At 68.4% G+C, this 20,996-nt stretch carries 21 protein-coding genes; 13 read left to right on the top strand and 8 right to left on the bottom strand.

Going from position 1 to position 20,996, the window contains the following annotated elements; genetic code table 11:
• Window positions 1-25: 25 nt before the first annotated feature.
• The 3 genes from BSP_RS09470 (at window position 26) to BSP_RS09460 (ending at window position 2,508) form a co-directional block, all read left to right on the top strand.
• The gene (locus tag BSP_RS09470; RefSeq protein ID WP_152950153.1) at window positions 26-1,384 is read left to right on the top strand and encodes a hypothetical protein; all 1,359 of its coding nucleotides are present in this window, start codon (window positions 26-28) and stop codon (window positions 1,382-1,384) included.
• Between the two features lie 49 nt (window positions 1,385-1,433).
• Window positions 1,434-1,895 carry a low molecular weight protein-tyrosine-phosphatase gene (locus BSP_RS09465; protein WP_152950151.1) on the top strand — a complete coding sequence of 154 codons (462 nt, stop codon included), beginning with the start codon at window positions 1,434-1,436 and terminating at the stop codon, window positions 1,893-1,895.
• Window positions 1,896-2,055: 160 nt separating this feature from the next.
• Window positions 2,056-2,508 (top strand): hypothetical protein, encoded by a 453-nt coding sequence (locus tag BSP_RS09460; RefSeq protein ID WP_152950150.1) that lies wholly within the window; start codon window positions 2,056-2,058, stop codon window positions 2,506-2,508.
• A gap of 71 nt (window positions 2,509-2,579) precedes the next feature.
• Here BSP_RS09460 and rsmD read toward each other — a convergent pair whose 3' ends face one another.
• Both rsmD and BSP_RS09450 read right to left on the bottom strand, forming a co-directional pair.
• On the bottom strand, window positions 2,580-3,155 hold the full coding sequence (rsmD, locus tag BSP_RS09455; RefSeq protein ID WP_152950148.1) for a 16S rRNA (guanine(966)-N(2))-methyltransferase RsmD: 576 nt from the start codon (window positions 3,153-3,155) through the stop codon (window positions 2,580-2,582).
• 3 nt (window positions 3,156-3,158) lie between these two features.
• Window positions 3,159-4,616, bottom strand: a complete 1,458-nt coding sequence (locus tag BSP_RS09450; RefSeq protein ID WP_152950146.1) for a pseudouridine synthase — start codon at window positions 4,614-4,616, stop codon at window positions 3,159-3,161.
• A gap of 12 nt (window positions 4,617-4,628) precedes the next feature.
• On the opposite strand from BSP_RS09450, the gene tadA reads away from it, so the two are divergent.
• The 3 genes from tadA to BSP_RS09435 are packed head-to-tail and all read left to right on the top strand — an operon-like array spanning window position 4,629 to window position 6,639.
• Entirely contained in the window at window positions 4,629-5,087 is a 459-nt protein-coding gene (gene tadA, locus BSP_RS09445) for a tRNA adenosine(34) deaminase TadA (protein ID WP_054766924.1), read from the top strand.
• Window positions 5,088-5,126: 39 nt separating this feature from the next.
• On the top strand, window positions 5,127-5,552 hold the full coding sequence (locus tag BSP_RS09440) for an MliC family protein (RefSeq protein WP_224761429.1): 426 nt from the start codon (window positions 5,127-5,129) through the stop codon (window positions 5,550-5,552).
• A 40-nt stretch (window positions 5,553-5,592) separates the two neighbouring features.
• Entirely contained in the window at window positions 5,593-6,639 is a 1,047-nt protein-coding gene (locus BSP_RS09435) for a nitronate monooxygenase family protein (RefSeq protein ID WP_152950145.1), read from the top strand.
• On the opposite strand, the gene BSP_RS09430 is transcribed toward BSP_RS09435, so the two are convergent.
• From BSP_RS09430 to BSP_RS09420, 3 genes are read right to left on the bottom strand one after another with little or no spacing between them, the layout of a single operon-like run.
• Window positions 6,636-7,223 carry a GNAT family N-acetyltransferase gene (locus BSP_RS09430; RefSeq protein WP_152950143.1) on the bottom strand — a complete coding sequence of 196 codons (588 nt, stop codon included), beginning with the start codon at window positions 7,221-7,223 and terminating at the stop codon, window positions 6,636-6,638. The two genes, BSP_RS09435 and BSP_RS09430, sit on opposite strands and share 4 nt — an antisense overlap.
• Window positions 7,223-8,329: a 3-dehydroquinate synthase gene (aroB, locus tag BSP_RS09425; protein WP_152950141.1), complete on the bottom strand. Its 1,107-nt coding sequence runs from the start codon at window positions 8,327-8,329 to the stop codon at window positions 7,223-7,225. Before aroB ends, BSP_RS09430 begins: the two co-directional genes overlap by 1 nt.
• Window positions 8,326-8,892, bottom strand: a complete 567-nt coding sequence (locus tag BSP_RS09420) for a shikimate kinase (RefSeq protein WP_152950140.1) — start codon at window positions 8,890-8,892, stop codon at window positions 8,326-8,328. The genes aroB and BSP_RS09420 overlap by 4 nt, the downstream gene beginning before the upstream one ends.
• A gap of 125 nt (window positions 8,893-9,017) precedes the next feature.
• On the opposite strand from BSP_RS09420, the gene BSP_RS09415 reads away from it, so the two are divergent.
• The 4 genes from BSP_RS09415 (at window position 9,018) to BSP_RS09400 (ending at window position 12,126) form a co-directional block, all read left to right on the top strand.
• The gene (locus BSP_RS09415) at window positions 9,018-9,920 is read left to right on the top strand and encodes a site-specific tyrosine recombinase XerD (RefSeq protein ID WP_152950138.1); all 903 of its coding nucleotides are present in this window, start codon (window positions 9,018-9,020) and stop codon (window positions 9,918-9,920) included.
• Between the two features lie 116 nt (window positions 9,921-10,036).
• Window positions 10,037-10,984 carry an acetyl-CoA carboxylase carboxyltransferase subunit alpha gene (locus BSP_RS09410; RefSeq protein ID WP_152950136.1) on the top strand — a complete coding sequence of 316 codons (948 nt, stop codon included), beginning with the start codon at window positions 10,037-10,039 and terminating at the stop codon, window positions 10,982-10,984.
• A gap of 72 nt (window positions 10,985-11,056) precedes the next feature.
• Window positions 11,057-11,605 (top strand): response regulator, encoded by a 549-nt coding sequence (locus tag BSP_RS09405; RefSeq protein ID WP_152950134.1) that lies wholly within the window; start codon window positions 11,057-11,059, stop codon window positions 11,603-11,605.
• On the top strand, window positions 11,602-12,126 hold the full coding sequence (locus BSP_RS09400; RefSeq protein WP_152950132.1) for a chemotaxis protein CheE: 525 nt from the start codon (window positions 11,602-11,604) through the stop codon (window positions 12,124-12,126). Before BSP_RS09405 ends, BSP_RS09400 begins: the two co-directional genes overlap by 4 nt.
• Here BSP_RS09400 and BSP_RS09395 read toward each other — a convergent pair.
• The 3 genes from BSP_RS09395 to BSP_RS09385 form a co-directional block, all read right to left on the bottom strand.
• The gene (locus BSP_RS09395; protein WP_227975910.1) at window positions 12,111-13,934 is read right to left on the bottom strand and encodes an ABC transporter ATP-binding protein/permease; all 1,824 of its coding nucleotides are present in this window, start codon (window positions 13,932-13,934) and stop codon (window positions 12,111-12,113) included. The genes BSP_RS09400 and BSP_RS09395 overlap by 16 nt on opposite strands.
• Window positions 13,935-14,059: 125 nt before the next feature.
• Window positions 14,060-15,076: a low specificity L-threonine aldolase gene (locus BSP_RS09390; protein ID WP_054765588.1), complete on the bottom strand. Its 1,017-nt coding sequence runs from the start codon at window positions 15,074-15,076 to the stop codon at window positions 14,060-14,062.
• On the bottom strand, window positions 15,076-16,026 hold the full coding sequence (locus BSP_RS09385) for a mechanosensitive ion channel family protein (RefSeq protein WP_152950130.1): 951 nt from the start codon (window positions 16,024-16,026) through the stop codon (window positions 15,076-15,078). Before BSP_RS09385 ends, BSP_RS09390 begins: the two co-directional genes overlap by 1 nt.
• A 127-nt stretch (window positions 16,027-16,153) precedes the next feature.
• Here BSP_RS09385 and BSP_RS09380 point away from each other — a divergent pair, with 127 nt between their 5' ends.
• From BSP_RS09380 to BSP_RS09370, 3 genes are all read left to right on the top strand, one after another.
• Window positions 16,154-16,708, top strand: coding sequence for an FKBP-type peptidyl-prolyl cis-trans isomerase (locus BSP_RS09380; protein WP_152950128.1), 555 nt, complete (start codon window positions 16,154-16,156; stop codon window positions 16,706-16,708).
• 117 nt (window positions 16,709-16,825) lie between these two features.
• Complete coding sequence (locus tag BSP_RS09375; protein ID WP_152950127.1) at window positions 16,826-18,781, top strand: M61 family metallopeptidase; 1,956 nt, start codon at window positions 16,826-16,828, stop codon at window positions 18,779-18,781.
• Window positions 18,782-19,008: 227 nt separating this feature from the next.
• The gene (locus BSP_RS09370; protein ID WP_152950125.1) at window positions 19,009-20,994 is read left to right on the top strand and encodes a M61 family metallopeptidase; all 1,986 of its coding nucleotides are present in this window, start codon (window positions 19,009-19,011) and stop codon (window positions 20,992-20,994) included.
• The last annotated feature ends 2 nt before the right edge of the window (window positions 20,995-20,996 follow it).

Below are 20,996 nucleotides of genomic sequence, written 5' to 3'. Positions count from 1 at the left end.
AGCGTGACGATCTGAATTACGCTAAGTGCTGCATACGCCGCAAAATTTCCGTGCATATTGCTCACACGTGAATCGCGCTGGGGTGGTGCCAATGCCTTATCAAGATCTGGAAGTCAGCGATCTTCTGGTCAACCAAGCCAATGACCGGCATGGGGAATTGGGTAGTGAAGATTTGGCCATTGCCGAACTGTTTCGGTTACATGATGCCCAGATGCGCAACCTAGCCGCAGATATTGCGGAAGTAGGCACAATCTACGACCCGCCACTGGTCATGCCCACTGATGATCGTTTTATCGTCTTCGATGGCAACCGTCGCATTACGTGCCTCAAGCTCCTGCTTAACCCTGAGCGAGCACCTACTGCCGAACTACGAGATTATTTCGCACGATTGGCTGAAGAAGCGACTGACCAAATTCCAGCATTGATCACGTGCCAAATTGAGCACGACCGAAATATCATCGATGCCATTTTGTATCGAAGACACACCGGATCTCAGCGAGGTGTAGGGCAATTAAGCTGGAATGACCGTGCGAAATTAAACTTCGTCGAGAGAACAGGACAAGGCGGCGGCGTAAATGTCGCAGCAGAAGTCGAACGCATCCTCACCGAAGCAGAACGACTACCGGATGGAGCGATACCTTGGTCCACGCTAACCAGGCTTCTTTCGTCAGAAGAATTTCGAAACCGAGCCGGTATAAGTACCGCAGGTCGACGTTTTCGATTAACCCACGAACCAGACGTAGTGATCAATGCGCTACACCGCATCACTACCGATCTTGCTAGTCAAACAATAACTCTAGGAAATCTATGGAACAATGCCGGTAAGCGCACTTATCTAAATTCGCTTCAAGATGAAGGCATCCTTCCTACAGAAAACGAACGACTTCCCAATCCAGCCAATCCAGTCAACATTAACGGCGCTGGACGAAATCCGGGACGCCCCCCACGTCCAAGACCTCCACAAACGAGCTTTGTACCAAGCGATGCGCCCCACATTCAGTGGATCGCTAATCAGCAGCGCATACGTGCAATTTGGGAAGAACTGCAGTCACTGCAACTCAGATCTCACCCAAACGCGGTATCGGCATTAATGCGCATTCTCCTCGAATTATCCGTGGAGAATTACATCGCTCAACACAATCTAGACGCCCCTGACAACCTTTCAAGAAGAGTCGGCGCAGTTTCGCGCCATCTTCGAGATAACGAAATTATAGACCAGGCGTATTTCGACGAAATAGAACGAATAAGGCTAAACGATCAACTGATTTCCATTGCAAGCATGCAACGCTACATTCACTCACCTGAATTCGCACCAATGGAACACGAACTAAGGACATATTGGATCCGTCTCGGTCGTTTTCTAGTCGCAATCTTGAATAGATAATACCACATGAACACACATTAGATTATCATAGATCTATCAAAATCGGCCCATGCCCTCCATCCTCTTCGTCTGCCTCGGCAACATCTGTCGCTCTCCCCTCGCCGAGGCCGCCCTCCGCGCCGAGGCCCAACGCCTGCGCCTTGATCTGATCGTCGACTCCGCCGGCACGGGGAACTGGCATGTCGGCCATCCGCCCGATCCGCGCGCCCAGGCCGTGGCGCGCAAACATGGGATCGACATCTCCGGCTATCAGGGCCGGCAGGTGACCCCGGCCGACTTCCGCCGCTTCACCCACGTGATCGCCCTGGACCACGACAACCTGGCTGATCTGCGCCGGATCGCGCCCGCCGACGGTGTCGCCGAACTCAGCCTTCTGCTCGACCACGTGCCCGGCCGCGAGGGCCAGGCCGTGACCGATCCCTATGTCGGCGACGACGCCGGGTTCGAGGTCACCTGGGCCGAGGTGACGGCGGCGGCGCGGGGGCTGGTCGAGAAGCTGGGCCGCGGCTGACCCCCTCCGTCGGCTGCGCCGACACCTCCCCCAGAGGGGGAGGAATGCCGAGGGTGATGACCGAAATCCTCCCCCCTTGGGGGAGGTGTCGGCGAAAGCCGACGGAGGGGGCTCGGCTCCACGTCCGACTCTGACGTATCGCCGGTTTACCGATACTGCCATGACCCAGCCCTATCGCATCCGTGAATCCCGCATCTGGGCCCAGGCCCGCGCCGACTATCTGTCCGGTCTCAGCGCCGAGGCCGTATGTCGGCGTCATGACCTGGGTCTGTCGGCCTTTCGCCGTCGCGCCCGCAAATACGGCTGGCGGCGCAGCGATCAGGTCGAGCCGCCGCCCGGCGAGACCGACCTGTCCCTGTATGAGGACATCGACCTGGACGAGTTGGCGCGCACCGCCCGCCTGCGGTTCATCGAGGCGGTGGAGGGCGGGCGCGCGTCGGACGCCCGGCGCTGGCGCGCCCTGGCCGACGACCTGACCCGCGAGGCCCGCGCCTTCGACGCCGACTTCTTCAGGGGCATGAGCCACGAAGAGGTGGCCGCCTCGCTGCAAGGGATGCGGCGCGAGATCGACGAGGAGGACGAGGCCCTTCTGGGTCCGCCGCCCGAGGACTGACCGTCCTGCGATCCGTTCGCAAAAATCTGCACGAAAGTGCACTAATAGAATTCGGAGTGCACTTTTCCCCGTCAGGCGGCGGGGTCCGCCACCTTCAGGAACAGCACCCGCGCCGCCCCATAGTCGCGCGCGTCCAGCCGTCGATAGCCGGGGGTGTCGATGTCGGGCTCATCGGACCCGCGCTCGAACACCACCAGGGCGCCGGGCTTCAGCCAGCTTCCCTCCAGCAGCCGCGCCAGGGTCTGTTCCCCCAGCCCCTTGCCGTAGGGCGGGTCCAGAAAGGCCAGGTCGAAGGCCTCGGCGATGGGGCCCGGTCGAACGCCCAGGTCCGTCGCGCTCCTGCGATGCACCCGGGTGCGGCCCATCAGACCATAGGCGTCGGCGTTCTCGCGAATGGCGCCCCTGGCCCCGTCGTCCGTCTCGACGAACAGGCAGAAGCCCGCGCCCCGGCTGATCGCCTCAAAGCCCAGGGCGCCCGAGCCGGCGTACAGGTCGATGATCCGCGCGCCCTGCAACGGCTCGCCCCAGGCGGCGTGCTCCAGCACATTGAACAGGGCCTGGCGCGCCCGGTCCGAGGTCGGGCGCGTGCCCTGCCCCTCCGGCGCGACGATGGCCCGGCCCTTCAGGCTTCCGGCGACGATCCGCATGGATCAGCCGCGCGGCGTGCGGGGTTTGCCGGGCTGCCCGCCGGGCTTGCGCCCGCTGGTCCCCGACGGTCCCGCCGGCTTGCCGCCGCCGCGAGGCCCGCCGCTGCGAGCCCCCTCGCTGCGGCCTGCGGGCTTCCTGCGGTCGTCGATGAACTGGTCGTCGCGGGGTTTGAACACCCGCTTGGGCCGGTCGCCGTCGGCGCGGGCGGGGCGTTCGCCCTCGGGGGCGGTGCGCTCGCGCGGCTTGAAGCTCTTGGAATGTTCGAACCTGGGCTTGGCCTTGGCCCAGCCGTCCTTCTTGGGCGCCCGCTCGCGGCGCTCGACCGCCTCGGCCTGGGCCGTCTCGGCGGCGCGGACGCGGCTGGGCTTCCTCGACGGGTCTGACATGGCCGAGCCCGACCGACCCTTGACGATGGGGGTCGCGATCCGGCGACCGGGAATGGGCGCGGGCGTCTCGACCGTATTGCCGGTCGGCAGGTTCTCGGGCCGGATATGGTCGGCCAGCAGCTCGCGGATCACGCGCGGCCCCACCTCCTCCACCGCCCCGACCGGCAGGACGTCCAGGCGGAACGGCCCATAGGCCAGGCGGATCAGCCGGTTGACCGTCAGGCCGACCGATTCCAGCACCTTCCTGACCTCGCGGTTCTTACCCTCGGTGATGGAGACCGAGATCCACAGATTGGCCGGCGCCTTGCCGTCCTCGGACTTGGACTCCTTGGCCTTGTCCAGGGTGGCCTCGATGGGCCCATAGGAGACGCCGTCCACGACGACGCCCTCCTTCAGCCTGTCGAGCTGTTCCTGGGTGATCTTGCCGCGCGCCCGCGCCCGGTACTGGCGCACCAGGGCGGTCGAGGGCAGCTCCAGCGCCCGGCTCAGCTCCCCGTCATTGGTCAGAAGCAGCAGACCCTCGGTCGCCAGATCGAGCCGCCCGACCGAGATCACGCGCGGCAGACCGGCCGGCAGGGCGTCGAACACCGTCGGCCTGCCCGCCGGATCCTTGTGGCTGGTCAAGAGGCCGGCCGGCTTGTGATAGCGCCAGACGCGCGTCGCCTGGGCCCCGCCGATCGGCTTGCCGTCCACGGTGATCACGTCGTCGCGCGTCACCAGGGTGGCGGGCGTGTCCAGGATGCGGCCGTTGACCGCCACCTTGCCCAGGCCGATCAGCCGCTCGACCTCGCGGCGCGAGGCGATGCCGGCGCGGGCCATCGCCTTGGCGATTCGCTCGCTGCGGGCTGGGGCGGCCTCGGCCTTGGCCGGTTTGGCGTCCCGGCCGCCCGCGGGCTTGCCCGCACGGGGGCGGTCGTCGCCCGACTTGGCCGCAAAGGGCTTGCGCGGCTTGTCGCCGAAGGGGGTCTTCCCGTCGCCGCTCTTGCGGGGACCGGAGGATTTGAAGGGCCCAGGCGACCGTCCGTCTTGACGGGCGCGGGGCTTCTTGTCGTTGTCGTTCGTATGGCGGACCATGATGAGCGGTTCATGCGCATGGCGCTGGACCAAGCGCAAGCGGCGGCGGACGCAGGAGAGGTGCCTGTGGGCGCAATTCTTGTCGATCCCGCGTCAAACGCGGTGATTTCGACCGGCGCCAACGGCCCGATCTGCGCGCACGACCCTACGGCCCATGCCGAGATCGTGGCCATGCGACGCGCGGCGACGGCGCTGCAGAACTACCGCCTCACCGGCCTGACCCTCTATGTGACGCTTGAGCCCTGCGCCATGTGCGCCGGCGCCATCAGCCACGCCCGCATCGGTCGCGTGGTCTGGGCGGCCGATGATCCCAAGGGCGGCGCCGTGCTCCACGGCCCCCGTCTGTTCGAGCAACCCACTTGCCACTGGCGTCCGGCGACGGAGTGGGGTCTGTTGGCCGAGGAGGCGTCCAGCCTGCTCAAGTCCTTCTTCCGTCAACGGAGAGGAACGGCCGCAGGCGGCGGACGTTAGACCGCCGCCCCAAGCGGCGCTGTTGTGAGGAGTATCGCCTTGTCCAAGCCGGTTCTGCGGCCGTCCTTCGCTCTCGGCGGCCTCGCCGCCGTCCTCCTTCTGACGGCCTGCGGCCCTGACCCCGACAAGGCTCCCACCACCGGCGACGAGGTCAAGGAACGCGCCATCGAGGCCCAGACCGCCCGCAAACGCACCGGCGCCGAGGTCCAGGACCGCGTCCTGAACCGGGTCGTCCATACGGTGTATCTGTGCGACAACGGCGAGCGGCTGTCGGTCGACTTCGACAATCCGCGCGAGATGGCCACGGTCCGCAACTCCTCGGGCGAGGCGGTGGATCTTTATCAGGAACGCGCCGCCGACGGCATCTGGTACCGCGCCTCCAACGTCGAACTGCGCGGCAAGGGGGTGCTGGCCACCTGGTCCGTCGAAGGCCGACAGCCGACCGAATGCCGGGCCGTCGACTGACCCCATTGCCGAAGCCGACCCGGCTCCCTAGCTGCGGTCCATGTCCCTGATCGAACAGCTTGGCCTGACCGCGCCGATCGTCCAGGCGCCCATGGCGGGCGTCTCGACCCCGGCCATGGCGGCGGCCGTTTCGAACGCCGGGGCGCTGGGCTCCATCGCCGTCGGCGCGACCGATGCGGCGGGGGCCGGCCGGATGATCGCCGAGACCCGCGCCCTGACCGACCGCCCCTTCAACGTCAATCTGTTCGTCCACGCCGCGCCCCGCCGCGACGAAGGTGCGGAAGCCGCCTGGCTTCAGGCCCTGACGCCGTCGTTCGCCGCCTTCGGCGCCGCGCCCCCCGCCACGCTGAACGCCCCCTATCGCAGCTTCGCCGACGACGACGCCATGCTGGCGCGCCTGATCGCCGACGCCCCCGCCGTGGTCAGCTTCCACTTCGGCCTGCCCGATGGAGAGCGGATCCGGGCGCTGAAACAGGCCGGCTGCCTGCTCCTGGCCACGGCGACCAATCTCGATGAAGCCCTGGCTTGCAGGGCGGCGGGCGTCGACGCCGTGGTGGCGCAAGGATGGGAGGCGGGCGGCCATCGCGGGATGTTCGATCCTGACGCCGACGACGGCCGCTTGGGGACTCTGGCCCTGACCCGCCTGCTGGCGCTTCACAGCGGCCTGCCGGTCGTCGCCGCCGGAGGGATCATGGACGGCCGGGGCGTCCGCGCCGCCCTGGACCTGGGCGCCGTCGCGGCCCAGTTGGGCACCGCCTTCGTCGCCTGTGACGAAAGCGCCGCCGACGCCGCCTATCGCGCCGCCCTGTTCAGCGACGCGGCGCGTCACACCACCCTGACCCGCGCCGTGTCGGGCCGACCCGCCCGCTGCCTGCGCAATCGTTTCACCGAATTGGGCGCGCAGACGACGGCCGCCGTCCCTGACTATCCCGTCGCCTATGACGCCGGAAAGGCCCTGAACGCCGCCGCCAAGGCCGTCGGCGAATACGGCTTCGGCGCCCAATGGGCCGGCCAGGGCGCGCCCCTGGCCCGCAGCCTTCCCGCCGCCGACCTGATTGCGGCCCTGATCGAGGAGATGGACGCCTAGCCGAACGCCGTTAGCCTTCGATCCAGCCCGTCCCGCACCTCGGGCCAGTCGTCGTCGATCACCGCGAACATGGCCGTATCCCGCGCCCGGCCGGTCCAGGTGGTCTTGTGCTTCCTCAGAACGCCCTCGGCCTTGGCGCCCAGTTTGCGGATCGCCGCCTGGCTCTGGGCATTGACCGCGTCGGTGATGATCTCGACCCGCACCGCGCCGGCGTCGAAGGCGTGGCCCAGCAGCAGCCGCTTGCAGGCCGGATTGACCGGCCCGCCCCGCGCCTCGGGCCGATAAAAGGTCGAACCGATCTCGCAGCGTCGATAGGCCGGGTGGATCTCGTAAAGGCTGGTCGTCCCGACCACCGCCCCGTCCGATAGCCGCCGCACGGCGTAGGCGATGCGCGTTCCGGCCCCCATGGCCTTGAGGGCGGCGGCCCACCAGCCGTCGAAATGCGCGCCACAGGCGGGCGCGACCATGATCTCCCAGGCGGCCGGATCGCAATCCAGCGCCGCCTTCACCGTCTCCCGCAACCCCTCGGTGAACGGCTCCAGCCGCACGAACCGATCCTCCAGGGGAACGGCGGCGATCTGCATCAGCCCGTCGCTCCTTCGGCGATCAGGAAAGCCCGCACCTTCGCCGCATCCACCCCCTTGGCGACAAAGGCCCGGCCGACGCCGTGCGCCAGGATCAGGGTCAGGGCCCCGCCCTCGGCCTTCTTGTCCCCGGCCATCAGGGCCAGCAGCCGGTCGGCTTCGAAGGCGCCCGCCTGATCCAGCCGCGTGGGCAGGCCCGCCGCCGCGGTCACCGCCTCGACCCGCGCGGCGTCCTCGGCCGAACACAGCCCCTCGCGCGCCGAATAGCGCAAGGCCATGCAGCAGCCCAGGGCCACCGCCTCGCCGTGGGCCAGGGCGTCCTCGTCGAACCCGACCTCAGTCTCTATGGCGTGGCCGAAGGTGTGTCCCAGGTTCAGCAGGGCGCGCCGCCCCGCCTCCTTCTCGTCCTCCCCGACCACGGCGCTCTTGATCTCGACCGAACGGATCACCGCCCGTTCCAGGGCCGCCGGATCGCCCGACGCTCCGGCCGCCCCCTCGCCCGCCAGCCAGTCGAAGAAGGCGGAGTCGCAGATCAGCCCGTGCTTCAGCACCTCGGCCCAGCCGGACTTCACCTGCCGCGCCGGCAGGGTCGCAAGCACGTCGATGTCGGCCAGGACCAGGCGCGGCTGATGGAAGGCGCCGACCAGGTTCTTGCCCCGCGGCGTGTCGATGGCCGTCTTGCCGCCGACGGACGAGTCGACCTGGGCCAGCAGGGTCGTCGGGATCTGCACGAAGTCGATGCCGCGCATGTAGAGCGCCGCCGCCAGCCCGGCTAAATCGCCGACCACCCCGCCGCCCAGGGCGATCACCACGTCCTTGCGGTCCAGCCCGATCTCCAGCAGCCGGTCCAGCACCCGCTCCAGCTGAGAGAAGGATTTCGACCCCTCGCCCGGCGGCACGGCGACGATCCGGCTCTGGACCCCCGCCGCCGCCAGGGATGCGGTCAGGGCGGCGCCGTGAACGGCCTCGACCGTCTCATCGGTGATGATCACCGTCCGGCCCCGGGCCAGGGGCGCGATCCGAGCGCCCGCCTGCTGCAGCAGCCCGCGCCCCACGATCACCTGATAGGCGGCGAAGGCGCCGCCGCTGACGGAAATGGTCGTCATGCTTTCGTCTCCGCACGGCGGCGTGTGCGCCAGTGTCGGCGCAGGGTCTTGTGAATGGCGTCCACCGCCTGGCCATGAGACCCCTGCCCCACGTCCACGGTGACGTCGGCCTCGCCATAGATCGGATAACGGACCTCGGCCAAGGCCGTCAGCACCTCCAGCGGGTCCTTGCCGCGCAACAGGGGGCGGGTGTCGCGCCGCGCCACCCGTTCGGCGATGACCTTCAGATCGGCCCTCAGCCAGACCGTGTCGGCTCTTTCCTTCAGCAGAGCCCGCGTCTCGGGGTTCATCATCGCCCCGCCGCCGGTGGCCAGGACCAGGGGCGGCCCCTCCAGCAGGCGGCGGATCACCCGCGCCTCCCCGGCCCTGAACTCGGCCTCGCCCAAGGCGGCGAAGATTTCGGACACGGTCATTCCCGCCGCCTCCTCGATCTCCACATCGCCGTCGGCGAAGGGCAGTTTCAACCGATGGGCCAGCCGCCGCCCCACCGACGATTTGCCCACCCCCATCAGGCCGACCAGGGCTATGGTGCGGGTCGGGCCCGGATTCGCGCGCCGCCTCATCCGGCGGCTCCGGCGGAACGGACGGCGAAGGAAACGGCGAAGGCGACGGCGCAGGCGGACATGATCGTTGGAACCTCTACACCAAGCCCGGCCTCGCGCCATCCGTTCGCAGGAACGATCGCCGCATGACGCCACAAATCGAAGCTTTTCTGGAGATGATGGCGGTGGAGCGTGACGCCTCGCCCCACACCCTGGCGGCCTATGGACGGGATCTGGCCGACGCCGAGGCCGCCCTGTCGTCGGACGGCGGCCTGATGCAGGCCCCGGCCGAGGCGGTCGAGACCTGGTTCGCCGACCTGTCGCGCCGGGGCCTGTCGGCCGCCACCGCCGCCCGACGCCGGTCGTCGGTGCGGCAGTTCTATCGTTTCGCCCTGGCCGAGGGCTGGCGGACGGATGATCCGTCGCGTCGGCTGGACGCCCCCAAACAGGGCCGGCCCCTGCCCAAGTCCCTGAGCCGGGACGAGATCGACCGACTGCTGGCCGCCGCCGCCGCCCGCGACGCGGCCGCCGGTCTGCGGCTGGTCGCCCTGGTCGAGCTGGCCTACGCCTCGGGCTTGCGCGTGTCGGAACTGCTGGGCCTGAAGGTCGAGGCCGTGCGCCGCGATCCCGCCTATCTGATCGTGCGCGGCAAGGGCGGCAAGGAGCGGTTGGCCCCGCTGAACCCCGCCGCCCGCACGGCGCTCAAGGCCTGGCTGACGGCGCGCGACGCCCGGCGCAAGCCCGAGACGCCCGACAGCCCCTGGCTCTTTCCATCCTCCGGTCGTTCCGGCCATCTGACCCCGCGCCGGTTCGCCCAGCTGCTGGACGAGGCCGCCGTCACGGCGGGCCTCGACCCGGCGCGGGTCAGCCCCCACGTCCTGCGTCACGCCTTCGCCACCCATCTGCTGGAGGGCGGCGCCGACCTGCGCGTGGTCCAGACCCTGCTCGGCCACGCCGACATCGCCACCACCCAGATCTACACCCACGTCGCCACCGACCGCCTGGCCCAGGTCGTCCAGCAGAACCACCCCTTGGCGCGGGACGAGTGACTGCGACTCACGGCTGTGAAAGCGACATTGTCACCCCGCTTGCCCCACGGCCCCGACCTCTCTAGTTTCCCCCGCCTTCCCCTGGGGCGCCTCGCCCGCCGTTTTCGGACGCCTTTATGGCCACGCACTATCTCGATTTCGAAAAGCCGATCGCCGATCTGGAAGCCAAGATCGACGAGCTGTCGGCCCTGTCCGAGACCTCCGGAGGTTTCGACCACGAAATCGCCGGCCTGCGCAAAAAGGCCGAGCAGCTGCGCAAGAAGACCTACGCCGGGCTGGACCCTTGGATGAAGACCCAGGTGGCGCGGCATCCGCAACGCCCCCACTTCATCGACTATGTCCAAGGCCTGTTCACCGACTGGACCGAACTGCACGGCGACCGACAGTTCGGCGACGACCAGGCCATTCTCGGCGGGCTGGCGCGGTTTCGGGGCCGCCCCGTCGTCATCATGGGGCATGAGAAGGGCCACGACACGGAAACCCGCCTGGCCCACAACTTCGGCATGGCCCGGCCCGAGGGCTATCGCAAGGCCGTGCGCCTGATGGACATGGCCGAACAGTTCGGCCTGCCGGTCCTCAGCTTCATCGACACGGCCGGCGCCTATCCGGGTCTGGGCGCCGAAGAGCGCGGCCAGGCCGAGGCCATCGCCCGTTCGACCGAACGCTGCCTGACCCTGGGCGTGCCCTCCATCGCCACCATCACCGGCGAAGGCGGATCGGGCGGCGCCATCGCCATCGCCGCCGCCAGCCGCGTCCTGATGCTGGAGCATTCGATCTATTCGGTTATCTCGCCCGAAGGGGCGGCCGGCATTCTGTGGCGTGACGGCGCACGGGCCCGCGACGCCGCCATGGCCATGAAGATCACCGGCCCGGACCTTATGGCGCTGAAGATCGTGGATCGTCTGATCGAGGAACCGACCGGCGGCGCCCACGCCGACCGCGACGGCGCCCTGGCCCGGGTCGGCGACGTCCTGGCCGAGGAGCTTCAGTCCTTCCAGGGTCTGTCGCCCCAGCAGATCAAGACCCGCCGCGCCGAGCGGTTCTACGCCATCGGCGCCCTCTGATCGAACGCCGTTAACCGCGCATCCACCTCCAGGTTCTAGCCTATAGGACCCGGGGGATTGGAAAGATCGGACATGCCGACACAGTCGGATACGCTCAGGGACAGCGCCGTCTTCAATCTGAGCGGCGCCGTCGTCATGGTGGTCGATGATTCGCCCTTCTCCCTGACCCTGACCACGGGCGTCCTGTCCGGCTTCGGCGTGCGCCCCGCCTATACTGTCGGCAGCGGCGTTCAAGCCCAGAGCCTCCTGGCGGAAAAGCCGATCGACCTCTTGCTGATCGACACCGACATGCCCGACATGGACGGATTCGAACTGGTGCGCTGGCTGCGCCGGTCCGGCCCCAACCCCAACGCCTTCACCCCCGTCATCATGACGGCCAGCCACATCCGACGGGGTCGAGTGGCCGAGGCGCGAGACTGCGGCGCCAACTTCGTCGTCACCAAACCCTTCAGCGCCGCCATGCTGCTGGAACGCATCCTTTGGGTCGCCCGCGACGCGCGTCCCTTCCTTGAGGTCGGGGACTATCTGGGCCCGGACCGTCGCTTCGTCCGCCCCGAACTCTATGAGGGCGAGGAGCGGCGCGCCGACAGGCTCCGCGACAATATGGTGGAGTTCGCATGACCGTCATCACCCACGTCCAACGCCGCTCGCGCCTGGCGGAGATGGTGGATCGCCCCGGCGGGGTCAGCGTCGGCGTCGCCCTGGCTCAGGCCCAGGCCAATCTGGGCGGGCTGAGGGACCAGGCCTGCGCCATCATCGCCGACAACATCGCCGTCCTCCTGGCCGCGCCTGCGCCCGGCACGATCGAGGCCCTGCGGCTGGACCTGGCCTATTCAGCGTCCAATCAGATCATCGACGCGGCCAGCCCCTTTGCGATGGATGATCTGTGCACGGCCGCCAAGGGGCTGTGCGACCTTCTGGACGCCGCTCCGCGCCAGGGTGGTTTCGACTGGCGCATCGCCACCGTCCACGCCCAGGCCATGAAGCTGCTGCTCAGCCTGCCGACCGACGCTGCGGCGCCCCGCGCCGCCATCGTCGACAACCTGGCCGAGGTTCTGAAACGCAAACTGCCCGCCACGCCCCAGACAGCTCATCAGACAGCTCATCAGGCGGCTCATCATGCGGTTCAACCGACCGCCTGAATCGTCCTGCCCGCCCGCGTCTGTTTGCGCCACAGGGCGGCGTACTCCCCGCCCTGGCGCGCCACCAGTTCGTGATGGGCGCCGCGCTCGACGATCCGCCCCGCCTTCAGCACCAGGATCTGGTCGGCGTCGGCCACGGTGGACAGCCGGTGGGCGACCACCAGGGTGGTGCGTCCGGCGCTGACCCGCCGAAGGGTCTTCTGGATCGCCGCCTCGGTGCGGCTGTCCAGGGCGCTGGTGGCCTCGTCCAGGATCAGGATGCAGGGATCGGCCAGCAGGGCGCGGGCGATGCCCACCCGCTGGCGTTCGCCGCCGGACAGCTTAAGCCCCCGTTCTCCGACCCGGGTCTGCATCCCGTCCGGTAATCCGCGGATGAAGTCGGCCAGTTCCGCCGCCTCCGCCGCAGCCCAGACCTGGGCCTCGTCCGCCTCGGGCCGGGCGAAGGCGATATTGGCCGCCAAGGTGTCGTTGAACAGGGCTACGTCCTGCGGCACCAGGGCTACCGCAGCCCGCAAGGACGCCTGGGTCACGTCGCGCACGTCGCGGCCGTCGATCAGAACCCGGCCCTCCTGCGAGTCGATCAGCCGCAGGGCCAGTTTGACGATGGTCGACTTGCCCGCCCCCGAGGGCCCGACCAGGGCGGTGGTGGTTCCGGGCGCCGCCACGAAGCTGACGTCCTCCAGCCCATTGGCGCGGGCGTCGTGGCGGAAGCCGACATGCTGGAACGCGACTTCGGCGCCGCGCGCTTCGGTCGGGCGCGGCAGAGGCTGGGCGTGGAGCACATCGGCCACCTGGGGCGTCTGGCGCGTCACCTTCAGCATCTCCTCCATGTCGATGAAGGACTGGCGGATCTCGCGATAGGCGAAGCCCAGTATGTTCAGCGGGGCGTACAGGGACACCATGATCAGCACCGCCGCCGTCACATCGCCCGGCCCCATTCGTCCGGCCGCCGCCTCAAACCCGGCCATCACCGCCATCACCCCCAGACCCAGGTTCATGATCAGGGCCTGAATCCCGTTCAGCAGGGCCAGGGAGGTGTTGGCCTTGAGGGCCGCGGTCGCATAGTCGCCCAGGGCCCGGTCATAGGTCATGGCCGCCCGCGCCTCGGCGCCGAACGACTTGACCGTCTCATAGTTGAGCAGGGCGTCGACCGAGACCCCGGCGGCCTCCGAATCGGCGGCGTTCATCACCCGTCGATGCTCCAGCCGCCAGTTCGACAGGGCGAAGGTGGCCGAAGCGTAGACGACCACCACCGCGATCGCCACAGCGGCGAACCGCCAGTCGTACTTGCCGCCCAGCACCGCCGCCGCCAGCACCAGCTCCACCCCGGTGGGAACCAGGTTGAAGGCCAGGATACGTAGCAGGAAGTCCACGGCCCGCGAGCCGCGATCCAGGGTCCGCGACAGGGCGCCGGAGCGTTTGGTCTGGTGGAAATCCAGCGACAGGCTCAGGGCGTGGGCGAAGCCTTCGGCGGCTGTCCGCCTCTGGGCCGCCGCCCGGACCGGGGCGAAGACGACGTCTGAGGCCTGGGGCGCCGCCGCTGACAGAAACCGCACCAGGGCCCAGCCGACCGCAAAGGCGGCGAAGCCCCAGCCCATGGCGACGGCCGTTCCCTGTCCGGCCGCCAGCCGATTGACCGCCGCGCCCAGGACCAGGGGCGCCAGCACGCACAAACCCTTGCCCGCCAGGGTCAGGGTGATCGCCGCCCCCAGCCGCACGCGCAGCTGCGGCGCGCCCGATCGCCCGACCAGCCGCACCAGATCCGCCAGCGCCTTCAGCGTCGGCGGGCCTTCCGTTCTGTCCTGCATGCTCCCCGCCTGCTGCGCCTTGACCATCGGGTCGCGCCGGCCGCCGGAGCGCTCTCCGCGCATCGCCATGGTCCGCATATGGACAGTCAAGACGGCCGGGAAAAGGCCGCCTGGCGACGGACGGCTCAGTTCAGGCCGGCGATGGCGGCGATCAGCTCGTCCACCGCCTCTTCCTGGGTCGCCCAGGAACAGACGAACCGGACTGATCCGTCGTCGAACTGATAACAGGCCCAGCCCAGGGCCTTCAGCCTCTGGTGCGCCTCGGCCGGCATACGGACGAAAACCGTATTGGATTCGACCGGATGGGCCAGGACGAAGGGCGAGCGCGTCGCAATCCCGGCCGCCAGACGCTGGGCCATCAGATTGGCGTGGGCGCCGCCCGCCTCCCAGTCGCCGCTTTCCAGCAGCCCCAGCATGGGTCCGGCCAGCGTCCGGGCCTTGGACGCCGTCTGTCCGGCCTGTTTCAGCCGATTGTCCAGCCGCCGCGCCAGGCTCTTGTCGAACAGGACCAGGGCCTCGACGCAAGACGCGCCCGCCTTGGCGCCGCCGAACACCAATATGTCCACGCCCAGGCGCGCAATGTCCTTCAGGTCGAACCCGGCCGCAGCCGCGTTGGCCAGCCGCGCCCCGTCCATATGCACCCCATAGCCGCACGCCTTCACCGGCTCGATCAGATGGCGCAGCTCTTCTTCCGTATAGACGGCGCCGTATTCCGTGGCCTGGGTCAGGGACAGGGCGGCCGGCGGCTGGCGATGGCCGACCTCCGGCTCGGTCAGCTGCGCCTTCAGCGCCAGGGGATCGATCCGCCCGGAAAAGCCCGGCAGGCCGATCAGCCCCACCCCCTGGCCGAAGAAGCCCGGCGCCCCCGTTTCATCGGTGCAGACATGGGCGGCGTTGTGCGCCAGCACCGCCTCGAACGGATAGGTCAGCATCGACAGGGCGATGGCGTTGGCCGCCGTGCCGCTGAAGACGAAACGGACGTCGGCGTCGGCGTCCAGCCTCTGTCGAATCTGGTCGGCAGCCCGCGCCGTGATCGCATCGGCGCCGTAGGAGGGAACAAAGCCCGCGTTGGCCTGGATCAGGCCCTCCAGGGCGCTGGGCGCCATTCCGGCGGTGTTGTCGGATCCGAAATCGTAACGCATCAGCGGGTCTTCGTACTCGTCTCTTCGGCCTGGTTCGGGTCGACCGTCCGCACACGGACCACCGGCATGACGTCCTCGTCGCCATAGGGCACGGCGACCTGGTGCGGGAAGGGAATCTCGATCTCGGCGGCGTCCAGCGCCTCCTTGCCGCCCTGCATCAGATCGGCCTGAGTCTGCCACCAGTCCTCGACCTTGACCCAGGCGTGCAGGGTGATCTGGACCGCGCTGTCCAACAGGCCGGTCACCCCGGTCCAGGGATGGGGGTCGTGCAGAACCTTGTCATGGGCTGCGGCCATGTCGGCCAGGACGCAGCGCGCCTTGTTCAGATCCTCGCCGTAGCCGACGGTGAAGTTGATCTCGATCCGCCGGGTCTGCTGACCGGTCAGATTGGTCAGGGGGTCGCTCAGGACCTTGGAGTTCGGAATGACGATCTTGTGGTTGTTGGCGTTCGACAGCTGGGTCGTGAACAGGTCCAGCCGCTGCACCGTCCCGGCCATGCCGCCGACGTCCACCACGTCCCCGACGCGGTAGGGCCGCAGGATCAGAAGCATGATGCCCGAGGCCACATTGGACAATGTGCCCTGAAGCGCCAGACCCACGGCCAGCGACGCCGCGCCCAGAACCGCGATGATGGAGGTGGTCTGCACCCCCAGCCTTTGCAGCACGGCGATCATGCCGATGACGATCACCACCACCCGCACCACCTGGACGGCGAAACTGAGGACCGTCTGGTCGTGGCGGAAGGCGCCGATCCGCGACAGCGCCCTTCGCGCCAGCCCCGCCGCCCATTTGGCCGCAAACAGGGTCGCCGCGAAGATCAGGGCCGCGATGATCAGATTGACTGCGAAGTCGCCGGCCATGTCGGTCAGCTTGGCGATCATGACGGCGTCGACGGCCACGGCCTGGCGACCGGCCGCCACTGCTTCGGCGAGAGAGTTGTCTATGGACATGGTCGCGGGTCTAACGCCTTAAGTCCCGATTGGAACCCCGCCGGCTCAATTTCCCGCTCCTTCCGCTTATGTCGCCTTCGCGCAAAGACGGTTGGCGGCGGCCCGTTCGGCCTGATAGCGTCGCCTTATGACTCGCACCCTGCCGATCCTCCTCGCCGCCCTCGCCCTTTCCGCCTGCGCGACGCGCGGGACGCCGGTCTCCTACGCCGAAACGGCCTCGGCGGCCGCCCGCGCCGCCGCCCAGGTCGAGGGCCAGGCCGGACAGACGCCGCAGCAGGCCTGGGACGCCGGAAACCAAGCCTATCTGACGTGGAACGGCGCCCGGCGCGGCTGGACCACCACCGCCAGCGGTCTGCAGTATCGCCGCGTGGGCAAGGCCCATCCCGAGGGGGTCCAACCCACCGCCGCCGACACGGTCAAGGTCCATTATCGCGGGACCTTCATCGACGGGCGGGAGTTCGACAGCTCCTACGCCCGCAACGAACCAGCCAAGTTTCCGCTGAACCGGGTCATCAAGGGCTGGACCGAAGGGGTCGCCTTGATGCGGGTGGGCGAGATTTATGAGTTCGTCATCCCCCCGGCCCTGGCCTATGGCTCGCGCTGGGTCGGCGGCGATCAGCTTCCGCCCAACTCCACCCTGCGCTTTTCGGTGGAGCTGCTGGACGTGACCCCCGGCGCCTGACGCCTGGGTCCGGGCGAACGAGATTTTCGGAGTCCGATCGGCCCGACCGCTTGACGATCCACGCGGTGCGGCGGACTGTCGCGCCTCTCCCTTTCCAGAGTTCGAAAGTCCGCGTCCATGATCCGCACCCGCCTTCGCGCCGTCGGCCTCGCCCTCCTGCTGGCCTCTGCCGCCCCGGCCGCCCTGGCGCAACAGGCGTCGACGGCGGCGCCCGCCCTGCCGACGCCCCTTACGCCCATCCCTGCGGCGCGCGACGTCGCCTATCCGGGGGTGATCGGTCTTGAGATCGACGCGACCAACCTGGGCCAGCACATCTTCTCGATCACCGAGACCCTTCCCGTCGCCCAGAGCGGGCCCATGGTTCTGTTCTTCCCTGAATGGCTGCCGGGCAATCACGGTCCGGTCGGGCCGATCACCCAGCTGGCGGGGATCGAGATCACCGCGAACGGCCGGCGGGTCGAATGGGTCCGCGACACCCTCAGCCCCTTCGCCTATCACATCACGGTTCCGGCCGGGGCGACCGAGCTGAAGATCGCCATGCAGCATCTGTCGCCGACCAGCGGCGCCCAGGGCCGGGTGACGATGACGCCCGAGATGCTGAACATCCAGTGGGAGAAGATGCTGCTCTATCCCGCCGGCCACTGGTCGCGGAACATCATGGTCCACCCCACGGTCAGGTTCCCCACCGGCTGGCGGTTCGGCACGGCCCTGGAGCCGGAAACCAAGACCGGCGACGTCCAGACCTTCAAGCCGGTCAATCTGGAGGTCCTGGTCGACAGCCCGGTCTTCGCCGGCCTCCACTATCGCCAGATCGACCTGGATCCCGGCGGCCGCTCGCCGGTTCGCGCCAACATCGTCGCCGACGAGGCCAAGAGCCTGGAAGCCACCGACGAGCAGATCCAGATCCTGCGCAATCTCGTGACCCAGATGGACCGGCTCTACGGCGCCCGCCATTTCGACCACTACGACTTCCTGATCGCCATGACCGACAAGCTGGGCGGCATCGGGCTTGAGCATCACCGTTCCTCCGAGAACTCGGTCGATCCCGAGTTCTTCACCGGCTGGGCCACCCATCTGGGCGACCGTGATCTGCTCAGCCACGAGATGAACCACTCCTGGGACGGCAAATGGCGTCGCCCGGCGGACCAGTATGTGCCCAACTTCAACAGCCCGATGCAGAACAGCCTGCTGTGGGTCTATGAGGGCCAGACGCAATATTACGGCCAGGTCGTCGCCGCCCGTTCGGGCCTGCTGACCAGGGAACAGGCCCTGGACTCCCTGGCCATGACGGCGGCCTCCTATGACTACCGGGTCGGGCGCGGCTGGCGCGCGCTTCAGGACACCACCAACGACCCGATCATCAGCCAGCGCCGGCCCAAGGCCTGGCTGTCCTGGCAGAGGGACGAGGACTACTATTCCGAGGGCCAGCTGATCTGGCTGGACGTCGACACCACGATCCGCGAGAAGACCGGCGGGCGCAAGTCGCTCGACGACTTCGCCCGCGCCTTCTACGGCGTTCAGGACGGCAGTTTCGAACCGGCGCCCTACACCTTCGAAGACGTGGTCGCGGCCCTGAACGGGGTGGTCGAGAACGACTGGGCGGCCTTCCTGCGCGCCCGCCTGGACGCCGTCGGCCCCGACGCCCGCGCGCCGCTGGACGGGCTGGAGCGCGGCGGCTGGCGGCTGACCTACGGCGAAACCCCGACGGCCTATCAGAAGACCCTGTACGGCGAGTTCAAGCGCAACGACTTCACCTATTCCCTGGGCCTGCAGACCGGCGAGAACAATGCGATCCGCAGCGTCCAGTGGGGCAGCCCGTCCTTCAAGGCCGGCCTGGCGCCGGGCATGGAGATCGTGGCCGTCAACGGCCAGGCCGCCAAGCCCGACCGACTGGCCGAGGCCGTCACCGCCGCCAAGGACCCCGCCGTGCCGATTACCCTGATCGTCAAGGACGGCGACCAGTACCGGACCGTGGTCCTCGACTATCACGACGGCCTTCGCTACCCGCGCCTGGAACGCATCCCCGGAACCCCGGACCGGCTGGGCGACATACTGACGCCGCGCCGACGTTGACGCCGGTAGCCCCCCTTTCTGTCTCTCCGCTTCGCTCCGAGCCGCCGCCCCATCGCCTCGCGACAGGGAGGAGACAACACCGTCTCCTCTCCACAGGGTGGGGAGGTGGCGCGGTGCCGCTCGGCGCCGTGACGGAGGGGCTCTAACGCCGCACCGCGCCCGCTGCACTTGACGCCCCTTGCCCGCTCCCCGACGGTGCAGATCTGCCCTCTCGTTCGGATGACCTGATGCCGCGTACCCGCCTGACCGCCGCCGCCTGCCTCGCCGCCCTGATGACGGCCGCCCCAGCCCTGGCCCAGGATTTCCAGTCGACGCCGGTGGTGGTCGAGGCGCGCGACGCGTCCCTGGCCCTGCCGCGGCCCCAACCGGCCATCCCCGCCCCTGCGGACAAACCCTATCCCGGCGTCATCCAGTACCGGGCCGACATCACCGACCTGGACCGGCGAATCATCCGCGTCAGCCAGACCATCCCCGTCGCCGCTCCCGGCCCGCTGACCCTGCTCTATCCGAAATATCTGCCGGGCAACCACGCCGCCACCGGCCCCATCCAGCTGCTGGCCGGCCTCACCGTCACGGCGAACGGCCAGAGGCTGGAATGGCTGCGCGACACCCTCGATCCCTACGCCTTCCATCTAGAGGTCCCGGCGGGCGTGACGGCGATCGAGGTCGCCTTCGAACAGCTGACCCAGCCGGACAGCTCCAACTGGCGCGTCCTGATGACCCCGGCCATGGTCAATCTGCAGTGGGAGAAGGCCATCCTCTATCCGGCCGGCTATTTCAGCCGCCAGATCCGGGTCGCCCCCTCCATCCGCCTGCCCGCCGGCTGGAACTACGGCACGGCCCTGAAGACCGAAGGCCGCGACGGCGACCTGGCCCGGCTGGAGACCACCGACCTCTACACCCTGATCGACAGCCCGGTCTTCGCCGGCGCCCACTACCGCCGCGTCGATATCGACCCGAACGGCGCCCCGTCTGAATCAAGGGTCCACCTGAACCTCCTCGCCGACGAGGAGAAAGGTCTCGCCGCCACCGAAGAGCAGTTGAAGCTCTACGAGAACATGGTCCAGCAGGCCGACCGCCTGTTCGGCGCCCGTCACTTCGACAACTATGAGTTCCTCTTCGCCCTGACCGATCAGATGGGCGGCATCGGCCTGGAGCATCATCGCTCCTCCGAGAACACCGGCGCCCCCGGCTTCTTCACCGACTGGGCCAAGAGCGCCGGCGACCGCGCCCTTCTGCCCCACGAATACACCCACTCCTGGAACGGCAAGTTCATGCGCCCGGCGGATGAGCTGACCGCCAACCACAACGTCCCGACCCAGAACACCCTGCTGTGGGTCTATGAGGGCCAGACGGAATATTGGGGCGATGTCCTGGCCGCCCGTTCGGGCCTGCATTCCAAGGGGGTGGCCCTGGCGACCCTGGCCTCGATCGCCGCCTTCTATGACAACCAGCCCGGCCGTCAGTGGCGCGCCCTTCAGGACACCAACAACCACAATCTCCTGGGCTACCGCGTGCCCGGCCAATACCCCTCCTGGATGCGGGGCACCGGCGACTACTATCGTGAAAGCCTGCTGGTCTGGCTGGACGCCGACACCCTGATCCGGGCCGAGACGAACGGGCGCAAGTCGCTCGACGACTTCGCCCGGGCCTTCTTCGGCCACAGCGACGGCGCCTGGGCGCCCCAGGGCTACACCTTCGATCAGGTCGTCGCCGCCCTGAACGCCGTCCATCCGCACGACTGGGCCGGCTTCCTGCGCGAAAGGCTGGACGCCGTCGGCCCTGACGCCCGCGCGCCCCTGGCGGGGATCGAACGGGGCGGCTGGCGCCTGACCTATACCGACACGCCCAACGCCGATGAAAAGGCGGCGAACGGCGGCTGGGCCAATGACTTCCAATATTCGCTGGGCTTCAGCCTGTCGGGTGACAAGCTGACCAATATCCGCTGGGGCGGCCCGGCCTTCGAACAGGGGATCGGCGCCGGCTGGTCGCTTGTCGCCGTCAACGGCAAGGCGGGCTCGGCCGAGGTTCTGCGCGACGCCGTCACGGCCGCCAAGGGGACGGACACCCCCCTGGAGCTGCTGATCAAGTCCGGCGACCGGTTCCGCACCGTCGCCTTCGACTATCACGACGGCCTGCGCTATCCGCGTCTGGTGCGGATCGAAGGAACCCCGGACCGGCTGTCCGACATCCTGGCCCCGCGTCGGCGCTGAGG

This window comes from Brevundimonas sp. Bb-A (assembly GCF_009394735.1).
Lineage (GTDB): Bacteria > Pseudomonadota > Alphaproteobacteria > Caulobacterales > Caulobacteraceae > Brevundimonas > Brevundimonas aurantiaca.
Note: the sequence above shows the minus strand (reverse complement) of the source record. Positions and strands in the feature narration are given on the sequence as shown.

Coding starts and splice junctions, on each gene's coding strand:
- BSP_RS09465 (WP_152950151.1), top strand. CDS start 1,434: ATGCCCTCCATCCTCTTCGTCTGCCTCGGCAACATCTGTCGCTCTCCC.
- BSP_RS09460 (WP_152950150.1), top strand. CDS start 2,056: ATGACCCAGCCCTATCGCATCCGTGAATCCCGCATCTGGGCCCAGGCC.
- rsmD (WP_152950148.1), bottom strand. CDS start 3,155: ATGCGGATCGTCGCCGGAAGCCTGAAGGGCCGGGCCATCGTCGCGCCG.
- BSP_RS09450 (WP_152950146.1), bottom strand. CDS start 4,616: ATGGTCCGCCATACGAACGACAACGACAAGAAGCCCCGCGCCCGTCAA.
- tadA (WP_054766924.1), top strand. CDS start 4,629: ATGCGCATGGCGCTGGACCAAGCGCAAGCGGCGGCGGACGCAGGAGAG.
- BSP_RS09435 (WP_152950145.1), top strand. CDS start 5,593: ATGTCCCTGATCGAACAGCTTGGCCTGACCGCGCCGATCGTCCAGGCG.
- BSP_RS09430 (WP_152950143.1), bottom strand. CDS start 7,223: ATGCAGATCGCCGCCGTTCCCCTGGAGGATCGGTTCGTGCGGCTGGAG.
- aroB (WP_152950141.1), bottom strand. CDS start 8,329: ATGACGACCATTTCCGTCAGCGGCGGCGCCTTCGCCGCCTATCAGGTG.
- BSP_RS09420 (WP_152950140.1), bottom strand. CDS start 8,892: ATGAGGCGGCGCGCGAATCCGGGCCCGACCCGCACCATAGCCCTGGTC.
- BSP_RS09415 (WP_152950138.1), top strand. CDS start 9,018: ATGACGCCACAAATCGAAGCTTTTCTGGAGATGATGGCGGTGGAGCGT.
- BSP_RS09410 (WP_152950136.1), top strand. CDS start 10,037: ATGGCCACGCACTATCTCGATTTCGAAAAGCCGATCGCCGATCTGGAA.
- BSP_RS09405 (WP_152950134.1), top strand. CDS start 11,057: ATGCCGACACAGTCGGATACGCTCAGGGACAGCGCCGTCTTCAATCTG.
- BSP_RS09400 (WP_152950132.1), top strand. CDS start 11,602: ATGACCGTCATCACCCACGTCCAACGCCGCTCGCGCCTGGCGGAGATG.
- BSP_RS09395 (WP_227975910.1), bottom strand. CDS start 13,934: ATGCAGGACAGAACGGAAGGCCCGCCGACGCTGAAGGCGCTGGCGGAT.
- BSP_RS09390 (WP_054765588.1), bottom strand. CDS start 15,076: ATGCGTTACGATTTCGGATCCGACAACACCGCCGGAATGGCGCCCAGC.
- BSP_RS09385 (WP_152950130.1), bottom strand. CDS start 16,026: ATGTCCATAGACAACTCTCTCGCCGAAGCAGTGGCGGCCGGTCGCCAG.
- BSP_RS09380 (WP_152950128.1), top strand. CDS start 16,154: ATGACTCGCACCCTGCCGATCCTCCTCGCCGCCCTCGCCCTTTCCGCC.
- BSP_RS09375 (WP_152950127.1), top strand. CDS start 16,826: ATGATCCGCACCCGCCTTCGCGCCGTCGGCCTCGCCCTCCTGCTGGCC.
- BSP_RS09370 (WP_152950125.1), top strand. CDS start 19,009: ATGCCGCGTACCCGCCTGACCGCCGCCGCCTGCCTCGCCGCCCTGATG.